Origin of the sequence: Lysinibacillus composti, from assembly GCF_016908465.1 — a bacterium.
GTDB classification, from domain to species: Bacteria; Bacillota; Bacilli; order Bacillales_A; family Planococcaceae; genus Ureibacillus; species Ureibacillus composti_A.
In genome coordinates this window covers 1-15180 of the sequence record NZ_JAFBDY010000003.1, presented here as the reverse complement: position 1 = coordinate 15180, position 15180 = coordinate 1, and the positions used below count along the sequence as shown (strand labels likewise).

The following is a 15180-nucleotide window of genomic DNA, read 5'->3' as shown; positions in this document are numbered from 1 at the left end:
AACTATTACCTATAATTAAGATAAAATAGAATTTACAGTATTAAATTTTGGGGGATAAAATGAGATTACATTCGATTCAGTCAAAACTATTTTTCTCTAATATTGTTATTATCTTACTCATCTCAATTGCGACAGGGTTATCATTTTATTTCACTTTATCCAATGCCATTAAAGATGAAATTGGGTTAAAGGCCTTACAAATTGCAAAGACGACAGCTAATCGTCCTGATGTTATAGCTGGTTTTTATGCTGAGAATCCAGCAGAGGTACTGCAACCAATTGCTGAGAAAATCCGAATCGAAACAGATGCAGAATATGTTGTAATTGGTAATAATGAAGGAATTCGATATGCTCATCCAGTCGAAGAGCGTATCGGTGAGAAAATGGTAGGTAATGATAATGCAGGAGTTTTAGAAAAGGGATTATCTTATATTTCAGAAGCAAAGGGAACGCTTGGAGAAGCAATAAGAGGAAAAACTCCTGTAATCGGTAGAGATGGTACCATCATTGGGGTTATATCAGTAGGATTTTTAAAAACCGATATTAGCGCTATTTTCTCGAAGTATTCAAATGATAATTTAATAATGATTATTCTTATTGTGATCATTGGATCTATTTTCGCTTCTATTTTATCTTCAAGGTTAAAAAAGGAATTACTAAATTATGAGCCCATTGAAATTGCAGAACTGTTAAAACAACAAAATACACTAATTGAATCTGTTCGAGAAGCTATAATTATGGTTGATGAAAAAGGCCAAATTACCGTGATAAATTCTGCAGCCTATAAGGCTTTAGCTATTGATGAAACTGTTCAATTAATTGGAAAGGATATCCGCCAAGTTATCCCAAATACACAAATGTTTGAAGTTTTATTAACTGGAGAGAAACAGCTTGATCGAACGATGAAGTTGAAAGGTAAAGACGTGCTAGTGAATCGAATCCCATTATTAAGTGGTGAAAAGGTAGTTGGGGCTGTCTCGAGCTTTCGTCTGCAATCGGAAATTGACCGTTTAGCATTGGAACTTTCTCAAGTGAAAAAATATACCGAAGCACTTAGATCTCAAACACATGAATATAATAACTTTTTATATACAATCTCAGGGCTTATACAATTAAAGAATTATGATTCAGCACTAGAATTAATACATAGTGAGCGGGAGGTACAGGGAAGTTTAATTCATTTTATATCTGAAAGGTTACAAGATCCTTTTATTAGTGGTATTTTGATAGGTTTTTTTAATAGAGCCAAAGAATTAAAGGTGAAATTTATTCTTGATGAAGATAGTAAACTAGAGCTCCTTCCGATACATATACAAAAGCATCTTTTTGTCTCAATCATTGGGAACTTAGTAACGAATGCTTTTGAAGCAGTGGAACATTTACCTGAGGATGAACGAATGGTTCGTGTCTTAATATTGGATAATGGCAATGTTTTATTAATGGAGGTAGAAGATAGTGGAAAAGGGATCAATCGTGAAGTAAGAGATAGGCTTTTTGAAAAAAGAATTTCCACAAAAAATAGTAGTCATCAACATGGGTTTGGATTATTGAAAGTAAAAGAAAATCTAGAAGAGTTAGATGGCGAAATTTATACAGAAGAAGGGGATTTAGGAGGGGCATTATTTATAATTGAGATTCCTAAGGGGGAGAATAGTTATGAATGACACAGTTGAGGTACTCATCGTTGAAGATGATAAAAGAATTGCAACAATTCACCAAAAGTTTATTGAGAAAATTAATGGTTTTCAAAACATTGGAGTCGCGAATAATGCAGAAGAAGCTTTTGATTGGGTAGACACTGTGAAGCCAGATTTAGTTCTATTAGATGTGTTTTTTCCAGACAAATTAGGGACGGATATTTTAGACTTTATTAAAAAAAATAGCCCGGAAACTGACATTATTTTCATTACTGCGGCTTCAGAAACTGAAATTTTAAAAAAGGCATTTCGTGGTGGTGTTTTTGATTATTTATTAAAACCAGTAACATTTGAAAAATTTAAAGAATGTTTGGAAACCTATTATTCAAAAAGGCAGTTACTTGAAAAAAATTCGCGTCTTGAAGAACACGAAATTAACGAAATCTGGTCAACATCTAAGGATCCTAGTTTTGGTGAAGTTACACCAAAAGGGATTGATGTGATTACAAGAAGTAAGATAGTAGAGTTTTTAGTTTCATGTCCCAAAGGAACAACAGCAGAAAAGTTAGGGAAAGATATGGGATTAAGTAGATCAACTGCCCGCCGTTACTTGGAGCATTTAGTATCTGAACAAAAAGTATATACGGATTTAATTTACGGAACAGTGGGTCGACCAGAAAGAAGATATATTTTAGTTGAAGATTAATAAGTTAAAAATACAACAAACATTTATTTATATAGATGTGAGTTGTATTTTTTTATGTTAATAGATTCAATTTATTTTAATATTGTAGGTCCATGAATTGATCATTCCGTGAACATTATGAACAAAATTATACTTATTGGAACTAATATCATTTTATTTTCCTTTTATTGTATTTAGAAACCGCTTACATTATTTTAATGTTATACATCACATTAAAGATAGGTGTATACAAAGGGGGAGTATTACGAATGAAGAAGTTATTATTACTTTGTTTCGCGCTTACATTGTCTGTAATTCTAGCAGCATGTAGTGGAGACACAAAAACAGATGGGACAAAGGCAGTAGATGGAGAAGCAAGTTCTACTGGTTACCCAAATTCAAACATTACAATTGTTGCGCCATCAGGAGCAGGTGGTGGTTGGGATTTAACAGCACGTGCGATTTCAAAAGTTATGTCAGAAACTGATTTAATTGATAAACCGATTACAGTAGAAAACAGACCAGGTGGTGGTGGTGCTGTTTTTATGGCGGAATATGCAACTAAAGAAGTTGACAATGATTATATGTTAATGGCAAAGTCACCACCAATTCTTATTAATAATTTAAAAGCAGAAGGAAATAGTCCTTACGGTTACAAAGATACAACACCGCTTGCTCAATTAACACGAGATTACGGAGCAATTGTTGTAAAAGCAGATTCACCTTATAACAGCTTAACTGAGTTATTAGATGCGATTAAAGCTGATCCAAAATCAATAACTATGGCGGGCGGTTCAGCACCAGGTTCAATGGATCATTTAGTTGGAATTTTACCAGCCTATAAATATGGAATTGACCCAAAAGTTGTAAAGTATGTTTCTTATGATGGCGGTGGAGAAGCGATTGCTGCTCTATTAGGTAGCAATGCGGATGTAATCGCAACTGATGCCTCATCGATTGGTGAATATGTAAAATCTGGTGATGTAAAAGTATTAGCAGTGAGTTCAACAGAACGACTTTCTGGAGTATTAGCAGAAGTTCCAACATTCCAGGAACTTGGTATTGAAGCAGAGTTCACAATTTGGAGAGGTCTATTTGGACCAAAAGAAATGTCGGAAGAAGCTGTTGAATATTGGTCAACAAAGCTAGGTGAAATGGTAGAAACTGATGAATGGAAAGCAGAATTAGAACGAAGTGGATGGCAAGCGGAATATCGTAATGCACAAGAGTTTACGGAGTTCTTAGGTGAACAAGAAAATGTAATCGGTGAATTACTAGAAGCTCTAGAAATGCATAAATAATCAATGGATGCTGTCCAATAAGCAAGAGTCTTAAAGGACAGCTCTTTTTAATAGAACGGAGGCTAGTCTATGTCAAAAACATTCGATAAAGGCACCGGTATTATCTTATTAATTATTAGTATTTTATTTGTATTAGAAAGTTTAAAAATATCAGGAAGTGCCTATGGATCTGCAATCGGTCCAAAAACATATCCTTTGATTTTAGGAATTATATTAGGCCTTTTAAGTTTACGTTTGTTATATGAATCTTTTAAAAGCAAAGCAGAAAGTAAAGAAAAAGCTGATTTCGATTATAAGAAATTTGGAGTTATTTTTATTTCTGCAATCTTATATGTATTTTTACTAGAAATTATTGGTTACGTACTTTCTACATTCCTATTTTTATTAATTGCTTTTCAAGTTATGGAAAAAGGGAAAATTTTATCAACAATTATCATTTCAGCAATTTTCACATTTGGTGTGTATTTTATGTACGTAAGTTTACTTGGAGGATCTTTACCGAAGTTTTCTTTGTTCTAAAGAGAGGGGGATGTAAATGGGCACAATTCAATTTTTAATGGATGGATTTGCTACTGCTTTACAGTGGCATAACATATTATTTGCTCTTGTTGGTGTTATAATTGGTACAGCTGTTGGTGTTTTACCAGGTATTGGCCCAATGAGTGGAGTAGCGCTATTAATACCCGTTACGGCTACTTTAACATCTGGAATGCCAACTGAATCAGCGGCTGCGAGTTCAATTATTCTACTTGCGGGCGTATATTATGGAGCAATGTATGGAGGATCTACTACTTCTATTTTATTAAATACACCGGGTGAATCATCTTCAGTTGTTACAGCACTTGATGGTTATCAAATGGCTCAACAAGGTAGAGCAGGTGCTGCGTTATCAATTGCTGCGATTGGTTCATTTGTTGCAGGGATTATTTCACTAATAGGATTAGTATTATTAGCAGAGCCTTTATCTAACATAGCATTAGAATTTGGTCCCGCAGAATACTTTTCGTTAATGCTTTTAGGGTTATGTGCAGTAAGTGGTCTTGCAGGAAAATCGATGACGAAAGCATTAATTATGACGGTTCTCGGGCTATTACTAGGTACTATAGGAATCGACGCAGTATCTGGGATTGCAAGATTTACATATGATATTCCAGTGTTATATGGCGGACTTGAATTTTTAACAATTGCAGTGGGATTATTTGCATTAGGGGAAGTCTTTAAAACTATTTTAGAGAAAGAAACTGAAGACGGGTCAATTGCAAAAATTAGTCGCGTTTTACCAACAAAAAAGGATTTAAAAGATAGTGCAAAACCAATTGCCAGAGGATCATTATTGGGCTTCTTTATCGGCGTACTTCCAGGAGCTGGTGCTACTTTAGCATCATTCTTTTCTTATATAACTGAGAAAAAGTTTAGTAAAAATCCAGACTCCTTTGGTAAAGGAAATATCGCGGGTGTTGCTGGTCCTGAATCGGCAAATAATGCCGCATCGGGAGGAGCTATGATTCCGCTTCTAACCCTTGGGATCCCAGGTTCGGGAACAACAGCAATTCTAATGGGTGCTCTTATTATGTATAACGTACAGCCAGGTCCATTACTATTCGACGATCATCCAGAGATTGCTTGGGGTCTTATCGCAAGTATGTTCTTCGGAAATTTGATTTTGTTAATATTAAATATGCCATTAGTTAAAGTTTTTGCTAAAATCATTCAAACACCAAAAAAATATTTATTACCAATTATCATAGCGATCTCCTTCTTTGGTGTTTATGCAGTTCAATACTCTACATTTGATCTGTATTTGATACTTGCTTGTGGTATATTTGGTTACTTATTTACAAAAAATGACTATCCAGTTGCACCATTAGTTTTAGCGTTAGTTTTAGGACCGATGATTGAAAACAATATGCGTCGTGCTTTAACTATATCGAATGGTGAGTGGAGTATTTTTGTGACAAGTCCATTGTCATTAGTATTCTTAATAATCGCTCTTGCTTGGATCTTGATCCCATTAATTTTAAAATTAACAGGTAAAAAAGTAATTGTAAATGAAGAGGAATAATACTGCGGAGACAAAGAACATGTTCTTTGTCTCTTTTATTTATTTCAGAAGAATTATAGACAACGAATTTCTATAGGGGTAAAATATCGTTTATTGAGGGGGTGAGTGGCAATAGGAAAGTTTGTTTTTACTTTTTATTGCCTGATGATGAGGATTGTAAGAATCATTACACAAATTTTAATATTATACGTATTTTATTATATAGGTGTTTTCATAGTAGAAATAACTGGATTACCATTACCAGCGAGTGTTTTAGGACTGCTAGTATTGGTTCTCTGTTTACAATTGAAATGGATAAAAGTCGAATATATACGTGATGGATCGAGCTTTTTAATTGGATTTATGACATTATTTTTTATTCCGCCCATGGCAGGGATTATTGACTATCCTCAACTACTTTCATTAGATGGTTTTATTTTAATAGCTACTGTGATGATCAGTACACTTTTTGTCATTTATATTACTAGTTTCATAACACAAAAGATTGAAAAGAAAGAATTAGCTGCAAAATTGAAAGAATCGGATAAAGAAGAAATGGAAGAAGAGGAAATTGAAAAAGAACATTCTGAAGACGTCGTTGTTGGAAACGAACACTCTGAAGAAGAACACTCTAAAGAAGTAGAAAAAGATCACTCTGAAGGTGTAAAAGAAGAATTGGATGAAGAATTGGAAAAAGTAGAAACTGGGAAAGGGGGATTTGAGAATTGAAAGCTGTTCTCTTTATTGCAATTACAATCATTGTATTTTTATTAATGATGAAACTCCATAAACGTTTCACCTATCCATTTTTAATGCCTATTGTAACCTCTACAATTGTTCTAGTAGTGGGGCTATTAATCTTCAATATTCCATTTGAAGATTATATGGAAGGTGGGCAATATATCCAGCATTTATTAGGGCCAGCTGTTGTGGCTCTTGCATACCCTTTATATAATCAACGAGAATTGGTCATGAAATATAAATATACGATTGTATCAGGTATTTTAATCGCGATGATTAGTGGCTTAATTAGTGTATTTGTTATGTTAAAGTTATTCAAGTTGGACCCAGATTTAATTTTAACTTCCTTGCCTAAATCCTTAACAACACCAGTTGCAATGCAAGTTAGTCAATCGATTGGAGGAATCCCCCCTCTAACTGCAGTGTTGGTCATGATTGCGGGGTTTGTAGGAGCAATATTTGGACCTCTTGTTTATAAAATCGGTAAAATCATTTCGCCTATTAGTCGAGGGATTTCTATGGGGAGTGCTAGTCACGGTGTAGGTATTTCGAAACTACAGGATTATGGTGAGGAAGATCTATCGATTGGTTCAATTTCGATGGGGCTTAGCGCGGTAATCGGTGCGGTAATCTGTCCAATCTTTGTATTTATATTCTTTTAAAAATACAAAAAGCATTCTAGATTATGATGTTCTAGAATGCTTTTTTACGTTGACTTATTCATATTAATAAATTGGCTTACGTTCTTTAATTACACGGATTGTTTGTAACGTACGGTCTTCAGGCCCTTGAACAGGTAAGCCTGCATCGACATTCATTTGAATATACTTTATATTTTCTTCTGTGATCACTTCACCTGGAATGAAAATTGGAATCCCAGGAGGGTAAACCATAATAAATTCTGCACAAATAAAACCTGCGGAATCTTTGAATGGAATCACTTCAGTGGATGCGTAAAAAGCATCACGAGGTGACATAGCAAGAGCCGGAATATCAGGAACATTTACAAATGTTTCTGTAATTGTTGCTTCCGATTCATAAGCAACTGACATTCGTTGCAATGCGTTAATTAGTAAGTTAATTTCCTTTTTCGTATCACCTAATGTAACGAGACAAAGGATGTTATAAAGGTCAGATAATTCTACTTCAATATTTGCGTTGTATCGTAACCATTCTTCGGCTTGATGACCTGTAATCCCTAAGTCTTTTACACTAATCAGTAATTTTGTAGGGTCCATGTCAAATGTTGCTGAAGAGTGCAATGTTTCACGACCAGCACATTTTAAATGTGGAATCTTATTAATTCTTTTACGTGCATCTTTTGCAAGTCTGATTGCATTGTCTATTAAATCATAACCATGTACTGCTAATTGACGTCTTGCAGTATCTAAGGAAGCTAAAAGTGGATATGATGTCGAAGTTGTCGTTAACATCGATAAGATGGATTGAACGCGGTTAACAGTAACCAATCCTTCACGTACATTTAACACAGAGCTTCCTGTCAATGAACCACCTAATTTATGAACACTTGTTGCTGCCATATCTGCACCTGCTTCCATTGCAGAAATTGGCAACTCATCATGGAATTTAATATGAACCCCATGTGCTTCATCAACAATTACAGGAATATTTCGATCATGTGCTAATTCAACAATGCGTTTTAAATCTGCTGCGAAACCGAAATATGTTGGGTTAATCACAAGCATTGCTTTAGCATCTGGGTAAGTATTTAATGCCTTTTCAACTGATTCAGCAGAAATACCATGTGCAATTCCATATTCTTTATCAACTTCAGGGTGAATGAAGATCGGAATTGCTCCTGCTAATACAATTGCAGACATTGTAGATTTATGAACATTCCGTGGTACCAAAATTTTATCTCCTGGGCCTACTACGGCCATAATCATAGCCATTATAGCGCCACTAGTACCTTGAACGGAAAAGAATGTATGATCAGCACCAAAGGCTTCAGCAGCTAATTTTTGAGCTTCTTTAATAGCGCCTTTAGGTGAATGTAAATCATCTAGTGGAGCAATATTAATTAAATCAATAGATAAAACGTTGTCGCCGACGAACTCTCGAAATGCAGGGTCCATTCCTTGGCCTTTTTTATGTCCTGGTATGTGGAATTGAATTGGATGTCTATTTCGATGCTTGAGTAAAACGTCGAACAAAGGAGTCTCTAATTGTGACAACGCAGGTACCACCTCACTTAAATAAAATAGAAAACAAATGAAATTATAGCACCTATTACAACTACTGACTATATAAAATTAAAGGAAATTTTAGTTATGTGTCGAAATTAAAACAAACAAGAGAGTTAAGGAGGAATACAGTTGAATTGGCAAACACGTATCACTGATATTTTTAACATACAATACCCTATAATTCAAGGAGGACTTGCTTACTTAGCTTATGCGGATTTAGCAGCTGCAGTATCTAATGCAGGGGGACTTGGTCAGATTACAGCAATGAGTCTGAAATCACCTGAATTACTACGTGAAGAAATTCACAAAGTTCGTGAAAAAACAGATCGACCATTTGGTGTGAATTTTGCTATTGGAAACCATGGCCAAGGTTACGAGGAAATGGTTAAAGTTGCAATTGAAGAAAAGGTACCTGCCATATCGATGACAGGTGGAAATCCAGCGCCTATTTTTGAATTGTTAAAAGGGACCGATATTAAAAAATTGGTTCTTGTCGCTGCTACTCGTCAAGCACAAAAGGCTGAAAAACTTGGAGCCGATGCTGTTATTGTTGTAGGGCAAGAAGGTGGGGGACATTTAGGTAGAGATGATATAGGGACGTTCGTGCTAGTTCCACAAGTGGTAGATAGCGTTTCCATCCCCGTAATTGCATCAGGTGGAATCGGGGATGGACGTGGATGGATGGCAGCCCATGCATTAGGGGCGGAAGGAATTGAAATGGGGACACGTTTTATTGCAACAAAAGAATGTGTACATGCTTCATTAGCCTATAAAGAAGCGCTGCTAAAAAGTACAGAAACAGATACAACAATAATTAAACGTTCTATTGGAGCGCCTGCAAGAGTGCTTCGTAACGCTTTTACAGAGCGAATTTTAGAAATTGAAAATGAAACACCGACATATGAAGCATTAAAAGAGTATATCAGTGGAGAAGCAAACAAAAACTTTATATATAGTGGAGAAGAATCAAATGGGTTTGGATGGGCTGGACAAGTAACTGGAATGATCAAAGATATTCCAACAGTACAAGAGCTATTTGACAGAATGCTTGCAGATGCAAAAGAAGTACGCTTAAAATGGGGTCAATAAACAGAAAGAAGGTTTAAATAATGGAATATTCATACCCAATTTTGCCTGATTGGTCAACAGAAGAAATAATAGATGTGGTTAAGTTCTTTGAAGGTGTTGAACAAGCCTATGAAAAAGGAATTAAACGGGAAGATATGTTGGCGAGATATCGTCGTTTTAAAGAAATCGTACCTTCACAGTCGGAAGAAAAATCAGTTTTTCGTGATTTTGAAGAGGTTAGTAATTATGTTAGCTATCATGTTGTAAAAAAAGCAAAAGAATTAGAAGACGGTCAACTAATTAAAATTTAATTTACCTATAAAAAAGGATGCCAAATTTAATGGCATCCCTTTTTTATAAGTAAATTATTCGTTTGACCAAGCAATGTATATGCTTCTTATATAAGAATTATTCTTAAATAAGTTTAAAAAAACAACAAGAAGACAGTAGAATTGAGTAATGTTTGCTATCATTTCGAGCATATTAATTATACAACCCAGAAAAGAAAAGCAAGAGTGGGCTTGCCAGCTGAAGTATTGCAACCACATCATGATTCGCCACGTCTTAACTTCTAGAAACGAGGGTTCATCGTTTTTTGAACATCACCACTCGTCCATCCTTAGACGGTGCTTCTTGTTAAGATGTATTTACTTTCTCCAGAGAAGTTAAAGCGATCGCATACCCAAAAGAGCCCCACTCAGCTAGACATCAAAAGTAAATCATTTCTGCCTATGTTATCTACCGATGATTACGTTATATATCGGCAGTAGCTTCTCAAATGTTTCTTCTGTGAGCTTTAAAAACTCATCTGAAGAAAGAGTTACTGCTTCCTCACGTGGTATTTGTCGACCTACTAAAAATTCTCCTTTTTTGACGTCACGTAGACGAACTAATAATTGTTCTAATGTATCTTCTTTAGATTCAACTAAGGAGAGTGCATCAGGCTTCATATGATCACCCGATATAACAAAATCGTCAGGCAACTTATCAAAAACCTCAATATTTTGAAGTAATCTGTTTGCCATTGTATCTTTTTCTGAAGCCTCATAAATTATTGCTACCCAAATGAATAAGTGAGTGCTCCAAAGCCCAATCTGAAAATGAGGTAACGATTTATATCCACGCTTATATGTGGAAAAAGCTACCCAAGAATCTTTTGGGGGGTTGATTGTTCTCCTTGCATGTTTAGCTACATGAGGGAAAAACTCATTTCCTGTATTAACACTAAGAAAGCTTGTAAACTTTTCACCAAGCTCTTGGAATTTTGGGCGGACATTGGTAGTCAGTGCTTCCATACGCTGTTCCAAACCATCTGTTGTAAAGACATCAAAGTCCTTGTTAGTCCATTTAATTTCGTCCATTTTATTTTAGTCCTCCATTTTGAATTTCATGTTTATTTTATCGTTTTTTTGGGAAAAATCTTGTAACAAGCAACTGGAACTTTTTAAAAAGGAAAGGGAAGTGATTTCATAATGAAACAGATGATTAAAATTATACGTAAAGTTGACATCGAGAAGCAATATGAACATGTATTACGTTTAGAGCTCGATTATGAATTAGCATCACTTTATTCCGCTATGCAAGGTAAGAATGAAGAAGAAATGGAAAAATGTAAAAAACGTTTGAAAGAAATTCAAGATGAGTTAGATGGTCTGCACGCGTATGTTTGATCGGAATACCAACTTTCTTTAAAAATCACTTGCGTTCAATTCGGACTGCAAGTGATTTTTTGTTATAATAAAGAAAAGCAAAAGGCGCTCAGCTCTCGGCACTGGCCAACAAAAACGCGACGTCGTGTCGCATTGTTGGCACTTGTACTTCCATGTACTGCGGAGACATATGTTTTTAAAAAGAAGGGGTTCTTAGTAGGGAATTATGGGGAAAGTGGTGACTATGGTTGGATTTAAAACAGATTGATCAGTTTGCAAAGGAAACAATCTTTGAAGCAGGAAAATTAATACGAGATACATTTTCTTATGAATTAGTAGTCGAGACAAAATCAGATCCTAATGATTTAGTGACAAATATTGATCGCGAAACGGAGTTATTTTTCATCGAAAAAATAAAATCCTTTGACCCATCTCATAAAATTCTTGGAGAAGAAGGCATGGGAGAGAAGGTTCAAAATTTAGACGGTCCTGTTTGGATATTAGATCCAATTGATGGGACGATGAATTTTGTTAAACAGCATCGACATTTTATGATAACAGTAGGATTTTTCGTTAATGGGATAGGTAAACTTGGATACATATACGATGTTATGAGAGAAGATTTATTCTATGCCATTGAAGGTGAAGGTGCCTGGTACAATGATACGCCTTTAAGAAAATTAAAACCTTTAAAAATAGAAGAAGCGGTAATTGGTATAAATGCTACATGGGTGACCCCAAATAAACGAATTAACCATGAAAAAATGATTGACTTAGTGAAAACAGTTAGGGGTACTCGTTCATATGGTTCAGCAGCAATGGAAATTGCCTTTGTTGTAAGTGGAAAGCTAGATGCGTATATTTCGATGCGTTTATCTCCTTGGGATATCGGGGGTGGCACAATTATAGCTAAAGAAGTAGGTGCAATCGCCACAAACTTAAATGGAAATGATTTTGATTTTTTATCTCAGGATACTTTCATTATTGCAAATCCATCCATTCATCAACTAATATTAGATCGATATATTGAAGAAAAGTAAAAATCCGCAAGCGATTTAATATAATCGCTTACGGATTTTCATTATTTTGAATGGTTCGTAGATATTGTGGAAAAATAATGATAGCGTTTTACTATTATAAAAGCCCTTGTTCACGGAATTTACGTTTCATTTTAAACCCTGTCATCATTATTACACATAATGCAACAACTCCTGCAATTGCACCTAAAATACTTTCTGCTGCAATTGCATAACCAATTGACATCATAGATAAAATAGCTGCTAATGCAAAAATAAACATTACAACTTTTGCTTTATTCATGCTTGTTTGCCTCCTAAAAAATGCATATATTTAATCGATTATTGGATTAAAAGAAAATGTTAAAAATATGAAAAAGACAATAATGTCTTCTTGTGATATAATAACACAGTTAATCATACGAAAAAAGAATGTGGAGTGGAATAATGACAACAAATTTACGTCAAGATATACGCAATATTGCAATCATCGCACACGTTGACCATGGTAAAACTACTTTAGTCGATCAATTACTAAAACAATCAGGTACTTTCCGTTCAAACGAACACGTTGAAGAACGTGCAATGGACTCTAATGATATAGAACGTGAACGTGGTATTACAATTTTAGCGAAAAATACAGCAGTTAGATATAACGATACAAGAATTAATATTTTAGATACACCTGGACATGCCGATTTCGGTGGAGAAGTAGAACGTATCTTAAAAATGGTTGATGGCGTTTTACTAGTTGTCGATGCTTATGAAGGTTGTATGCCTCAAACACGATTCGTGTTGAAAAAAGCATTAGAACAAAAATTAACACCAATCGTTGTTGTAAACAAAGTTGATAAAGATTCAGCTCGACCATTAGAAGTAGTAGATGAGGTAGTTGACCTATTAATCGAATTAGGTGCCGACGAAGATCAATTAGATTTCCCAGTTGTATTTGCTTCAGGTGTAAACGGTACTGCTTCACTTGACGCTGATCCAGCAAACCAAGAAGAAAACATGAAATGTTTATTCGAACAAATTATCGAATCAATTCCAGCTCCAGCTGATACTCGCGAGGAGCCATTACAATTCCAAGTTGCATTACTTGATTATAACGACTTCGTAGGACGTATCGGGATTGGCCGTGTATTCCGTGGAACTATTCACGTAGGACAATCAGTAGCATTGATGAAACTAGATGGTACAGTGAAAAACTTCCGTGTCACAAAATTATTTGGTTTCTTCGGTTTAAAACGTGAAGAAATTCAAGAAGCAGTTTCTGGTGATTTAATCGCAGTTTCTGGTATGGAAGAAATTAATGTTGGTGAAACAGTTTGTCCTCAAGACCATCTAGAAGCATTACCACCAATGCGTATTGATGAACCAACATTACAAATGACATTCTTAGTAAATAATTCACCATTTGCTGGACGTGAAGGGAAATGGGTTACTTCTCGTAAAATTGAAGAACGTTTACGCTCTCAATTACAAACAGACGTTTCATTACGTGTAGAAGATACAGATTCTCCAGATGCATGGACTGTTTCGGGTCGTGGTGAACTTCACTTATCGATTTTAATTGAAAATATGCGTCGTGAAGGTTTCGAATTACAAGTTTCAAAACCACAGGTAATTATTAGAGAAATCGACGGTGTGAAATGTGAACCAATTGAACGTGTTCAAATTGATGTTCCTGAAGAAAGCGTAGGTTCTATCATTGAATCTTTAGGTAATCGTAAAGGTGAAATGTTAGATATGATTAATGAAGGTAACGGACAAGTACGTTTAATCTTCATGGTACCAGCTCGTGGTTTAATCGGTTATACAACTGAATTTATGTCACTTACAAAAGGCTTTGGAATTATCAACCATACATTTGATAGTTACGCACCAGTTGTCGCAGGTCGCGTAGGTGGCCGTCACCAAGGTGCTTTAGTTTCAATGGAAACTGGTAAATCAACAACTTACGGTATGATGCAAATTGAAGACCGTGGTACATTATTCGTTGAACCAGGTACTGAAATTTACGAAGGTATGATTGTTGGTGAAAATACTCGTGACAATGATATCACAGTAAATATTACGAAAATGAAACAAAAAACAAACGTACGTTCAGCGACGAAAGACGCGACAAACGTTATTAAACGTCCTAAAATTTTAACGCTTGAAGAAGCATTAGAATTCTTAAATGATGACGAGTATTTAGAAGTAACACCAGAATCAATTCGTTTACGTAAACAAATTTTAGATAAAAACGAACGTGAAAAAGCAGCTAAAAAGAAAAAGAATTCTGAATTATAATTAGTATTTTTCGGGAAATGATGAAAGGTGTTGTTGAATATGAAAGCCATGGACCTTGGCCTAATAAATTTTATTCAAGCATCTGCACCGACCAATTCAAATGAACAACAATTTGTACTTGGGCGTATGGGTGGTATTGCAAGGTTCTTATATGAAAACTTACCAAGCTACGATATTGCTGGTTATGTTGTGTTCATCTTAGTATTTCTTTTATCAGCAATCGTTTATAAGTTAGGATTCGCAAGATCAGAGAAATTAGGCATAGCTCGAAATATCATCATCTATATTTTCCTGTTCTTAGGCTGTATCGTGTTAACATTCTTGGCACTTTTCTTACCAATGATCGAAGGTTTAATAGTTGCTGCTTTAATATTAATTATTTATAAAACTCGATTATGGCGAGAAAAAAGAGAAGAACAAAAAGTGGGCGGCCTGTAGGCCGCCCACTTCAGATTGTCGACAAAAGGCCTTCAGAATGGTTTCATTCTGAAGGCCTTTTGTCTTTTTGAGATTTTCCGGGTATTTTTCAGTCTTATTTTA

16 protein-coding genes are annotated in these 15180 nt (G+C 35.2%); 13 read left to right on the top strand and 3 right to left on the bottom strand.

The features are described from left to right. The first annotated feature begins 59 nt into the window (after positions 1 to 59). The 7 genes from JOD29_RS05350 (at position 60) to JOD29_RS05320 (ending at position 7067) form a co-directional block, all read left to right on the top strand. Entirely contained in the window at positions 60 to 1664 is a 1605-nt protein-coding gene (locus JOD29_RS05350; protein WP_124763612.1) for an ATP-binding protein, read from the top strand. Beyond that, a complete protein-coding gene (locus tag JOD29_RS05345; RefSeq protein WP_124763611.1) occupies positions 1657 to 2343 on the top strand; it encodes a response regulator in 687 nt (228 codons plus the stop codon). The genes JOD29_RS05350 and JOD29_RS05345 overlap by 8 nt, the downstream gene beginning before the upstream one ends. A 248-nt stretch (positions 2344 to 2591) precedes the next feature. Continuing rightward, on the top strand, positions 2592 to 3623 hold the full coding sequence (locus tag JOD29_RS05340) for a tripartite tricarboxylate transporter substrate binding protein (RefSeq protein WP_124763610.1): 1032 nt from the start codon (positions 2592 to 2594) through the stop codon (positions 3621 to 3623). Positions 3624 to 3692: 69 nt separating this feature from the next. Beyond that, the gene (locus JOD29_RS05335) at positions 3693 to 4142 is read left to right on the top strand and encodes a tripartite tricarboxylate transporter TctB family protein (RefSeq protein ID WP_124763609.1); all 450 of its coding nucleotides are present in this window, start codon (positions 3693 to 3695) and stop codon (positions 4140 to 4142) included. Between the two features lie 16 nt (positions 4143 to 4158). Continuing rightward, positions 4159 to 5685 (top strand): tripartite tricarboxylate transporter permease, encoded by a 1527-nt coding sequence (locus JOD29_RS05330; RefSeq protein WP_124763608.1) that lies wholly within the window; start codon positions 4159 to 4161, stop codon positions 5683 to 5685. Between the two features lie 144 nt (positions 5686 to 5829). After that, positions 5830 to 6393, top strand: coding sequence for a CidA/LrgA family protein (locus JOD29_RS05325; protein ID WP_124763778.1), 564 nt, complete (start codon positions 5830 to 5832; stop codon positions 6391 to 6393). Further along, positions 6390 to 7067 carry an LrgB family protein gene (locus tag JOD29_RS05320; RefSeq protein WP_124763607.1) on the top strand — a complete coding sequence of 226 codons (678 nt, stop codon included), beginning with the start codon at positions 6390 to 6392 and terminating at the stop codon, positions 7065 to 7067. The genes JOD29_RS05325 and JOD29_RS05320 overlap by 4 nt, the downstream gene beginning before the upstream one ends. Positions 7068 to 7130: 63 nt before the next feature. On the opposite strand, the gene JOD29_RS05315 is transcribed toward JOD29_RS05320, so the two are convergent. Then, positions 7131 to 8600 carry an aminotransferase class I/II-fold pyridoxal phosphate-dependent enzyme gene (locus tag JOD29_RS05315; RefSeq protein WP_124763606.1) on the bottom strand — a complete coding sequence of 490 codons (1470 nt, stop codon included), beginning with the start codon at positions 8598 to 8600 and terminating at the stop codon, positions 7131 to 7133. A gap of 141 nt (positions 8601 to 8741) precedes the next feature. On the opposite strand from JOD29_RS05315, the gene JOD29_RS05310 reads away from it, so the two are divergent. Further along, complete coding sequence (locus tag JOD29_RS05310) at positions 8742 to 9701, top strand: NAD(P)H-dependent flavin oxidoreductase (RefSeq protein WP_124763605.1); 960 nt, start codon at positions 8742 to 8744, stop codon at positions 9699 to 9701. A 20-nt stretch (positions 9702 to 9721) separates the two neighbouring features. Further along, positions 9722 to 9991, top strand: coding sequence for a UPF0223 family protein (locus JOD29_RS05305; RefSeq protein ID WP_124763604.1), 270 nt, complete (start codon positions 9722 to 9724; stop codon positions 9989 to 9991). Between the two features lie 423 nt (positions 9992 to 10414). On the opposite strand, the gene JOD29_RS05300 is transcribed toward JOD29_RS05305, so the two are convergent. Next, positions 10415 to 11041: a YktB family protein gene (locus JOD29_RS05300; protein ID WP_124763603.1), complete on the bottom strand. Its 627-nt coding sequence runs from the start codon at positions 11039 to 11041 to the stop codon at positions 10415 to 10417. 111 nt (positions 11042 to 11152) lie between these two features. Between JOD29_RS05300 and JOD29_RS05295 the strand changes: the two genes are divergently transcribed. Both JOD29_RS05295 and JOD29_RS05290 read left to right on the top strand, forming a co-directional pair. Further along, a complete protein-coding gene (locus JOD29_RS05295) occupies positions 11153 to 11350 on the top strand; it encodes a hypothetical protein (RefSeq protein ID WP_124763602.1) in 198 nt (65 codons plus the stop codon). Positions 11351 to 11577: 227 nt separating this feature from the next. Beyond that, complete coding sequence (locus JOD29_RS05290; protein ID WP_124763601.1) at positions 11578 to 12369, top strand: inositol monophosphatase family protein; 792 nt, start codon at positions 11578 to 11580, stop codon at positions 12367 to 12369. A gap of 94 nt (positions 12370 to 12463) precedes the next feature. Here JOD29_RS05290 and JOD29_RS05285 read toward each other — a convergent pair whose 3' ends face one another. Beyond that, positions 12464 to 12649 (bottom strand): DUF5325 family protein, encoded by a 186-nt coding sequence (locus tag JOD29_RS05285; RefSeq protein ID WP_124763600.1) that lies wholly within the window; start codon positions 12647 to 12649, stop codon positions 12464 to 12466. Positions 12650 to 12792: 143 nt separating this feature from the next. On the opposite strand from JOD29_RS05285, the gene typA reads away from it, so the two are divergent. Next, positions 12793 to 14640: a translational GTPase TypA gene (gene typA / locus JOD29_RS05280; protein WP_124763599.1), complete on the top strand. Its 1848-nt coding sequence runs from the start codon at positions 12793 to 12795 to the stop codon at positions 14638 to 14640. A 48-nt stretch (positions 14641 to 14688) separates the two neighbouring features. After that, positions 14689 to 15078 carry a YlaH-like family protein gene (locus JOD29_RS05275; RefSeq protein ID WP_239585591.1) on the top strand — a complete coding sequence of 130 codons (390 nt, stop codon included), beginning with the start codon at positions 14689 to 14691 and terminating at the stop codon, positions 15076 to 15078. Positions 15079 to 15180: the final 102 nt, after the last annotated feature.

Excerpts from the sequence above, each read along its gene's own strand:
- JOD29_RS05350 (WP_124763612.1), top strand. The coding sequence starts at position 60 with ATGAGATTACATTCGATTCAGTCAAAACTATTTTTCTCTAATATTGTT.
- JOD29_RS05345 (WP_124763611.1), top strand. The coding sequence starts at position 1,657 with ATGAATGACACAGTTGAGGTACTCATCGTTGAAGATGATAAAAGAATT.
- JOD29_RS05340 (WP_124763610.1), top strand. The coding sequence starts at position 2,592 with ATGAAGAAGTTATTATTACTTTGTTTCGCGCTTACATTGTCTGTAATT.
- JOD29_RS05335 (WP_124763609.1), top strand. The coding sequence starts at position 3,693 with ATGTCAAAAACATTCGATAAAGGCACCGGTATTATCTTATTAATTATT.
- JOD29_RS05330 (WP_124763608.1), top strand. The coding sequence starts at position 4,159 with ATGGGCACAATTCAATTTTTAATGGATGGATTTGCTACTGCTTTACAG.
- JOD29_RS05325 (WP_124763778.1), top strand. The coding sequence starts at position 5,830 with ATGATGAGGATTGTAAGAATCATTACACAAATTTTAATATTATACGTA.
- JOD29_RS05305 (WP_124763604.1), top strand. The coding sequence starts at position 9,722 with ATGGAATATTCATACCCAATTTTGCCTGATTGGTCAACAGAAGAAATA.
- JOD29_RS05300 (WP_124763603.1), bottom strand. The coding sequence starts at position 11,041 with ATGGACGAAATTAAATGGACTAACAAGGACTTTGATGTCTTTACAACA.
- JOD29_RS05295 (WP_124763602.1), top strand. The coding sequence starts at position 11,153 with ATGAAACAGATGATTAAAATTATACGTAAAGTTGACATCGAGAAGCAA.
- JOD29_RS05285 (WP_124763600.1), bottom strand. The coding sequence starts at position 12,649 with ATGAATAAAGCAAAAGTTGTAATGTTTATTTTTGCATTAGCAGCTATT.
- typA (WP_124763599.1), top strand. The coding sequence starts at position 12,793 with ATGACAACAAATTTACGTCAAGATATACGCAATATTGCAATCATCGCA.
- JOD29_RS05275 (WP_239585591.1), top strand. The coding sequence starts at position 14,689 with ATGGACCTTGGCCTAATAAATTTTATTCAAGCATCTGCACCGACCAAT.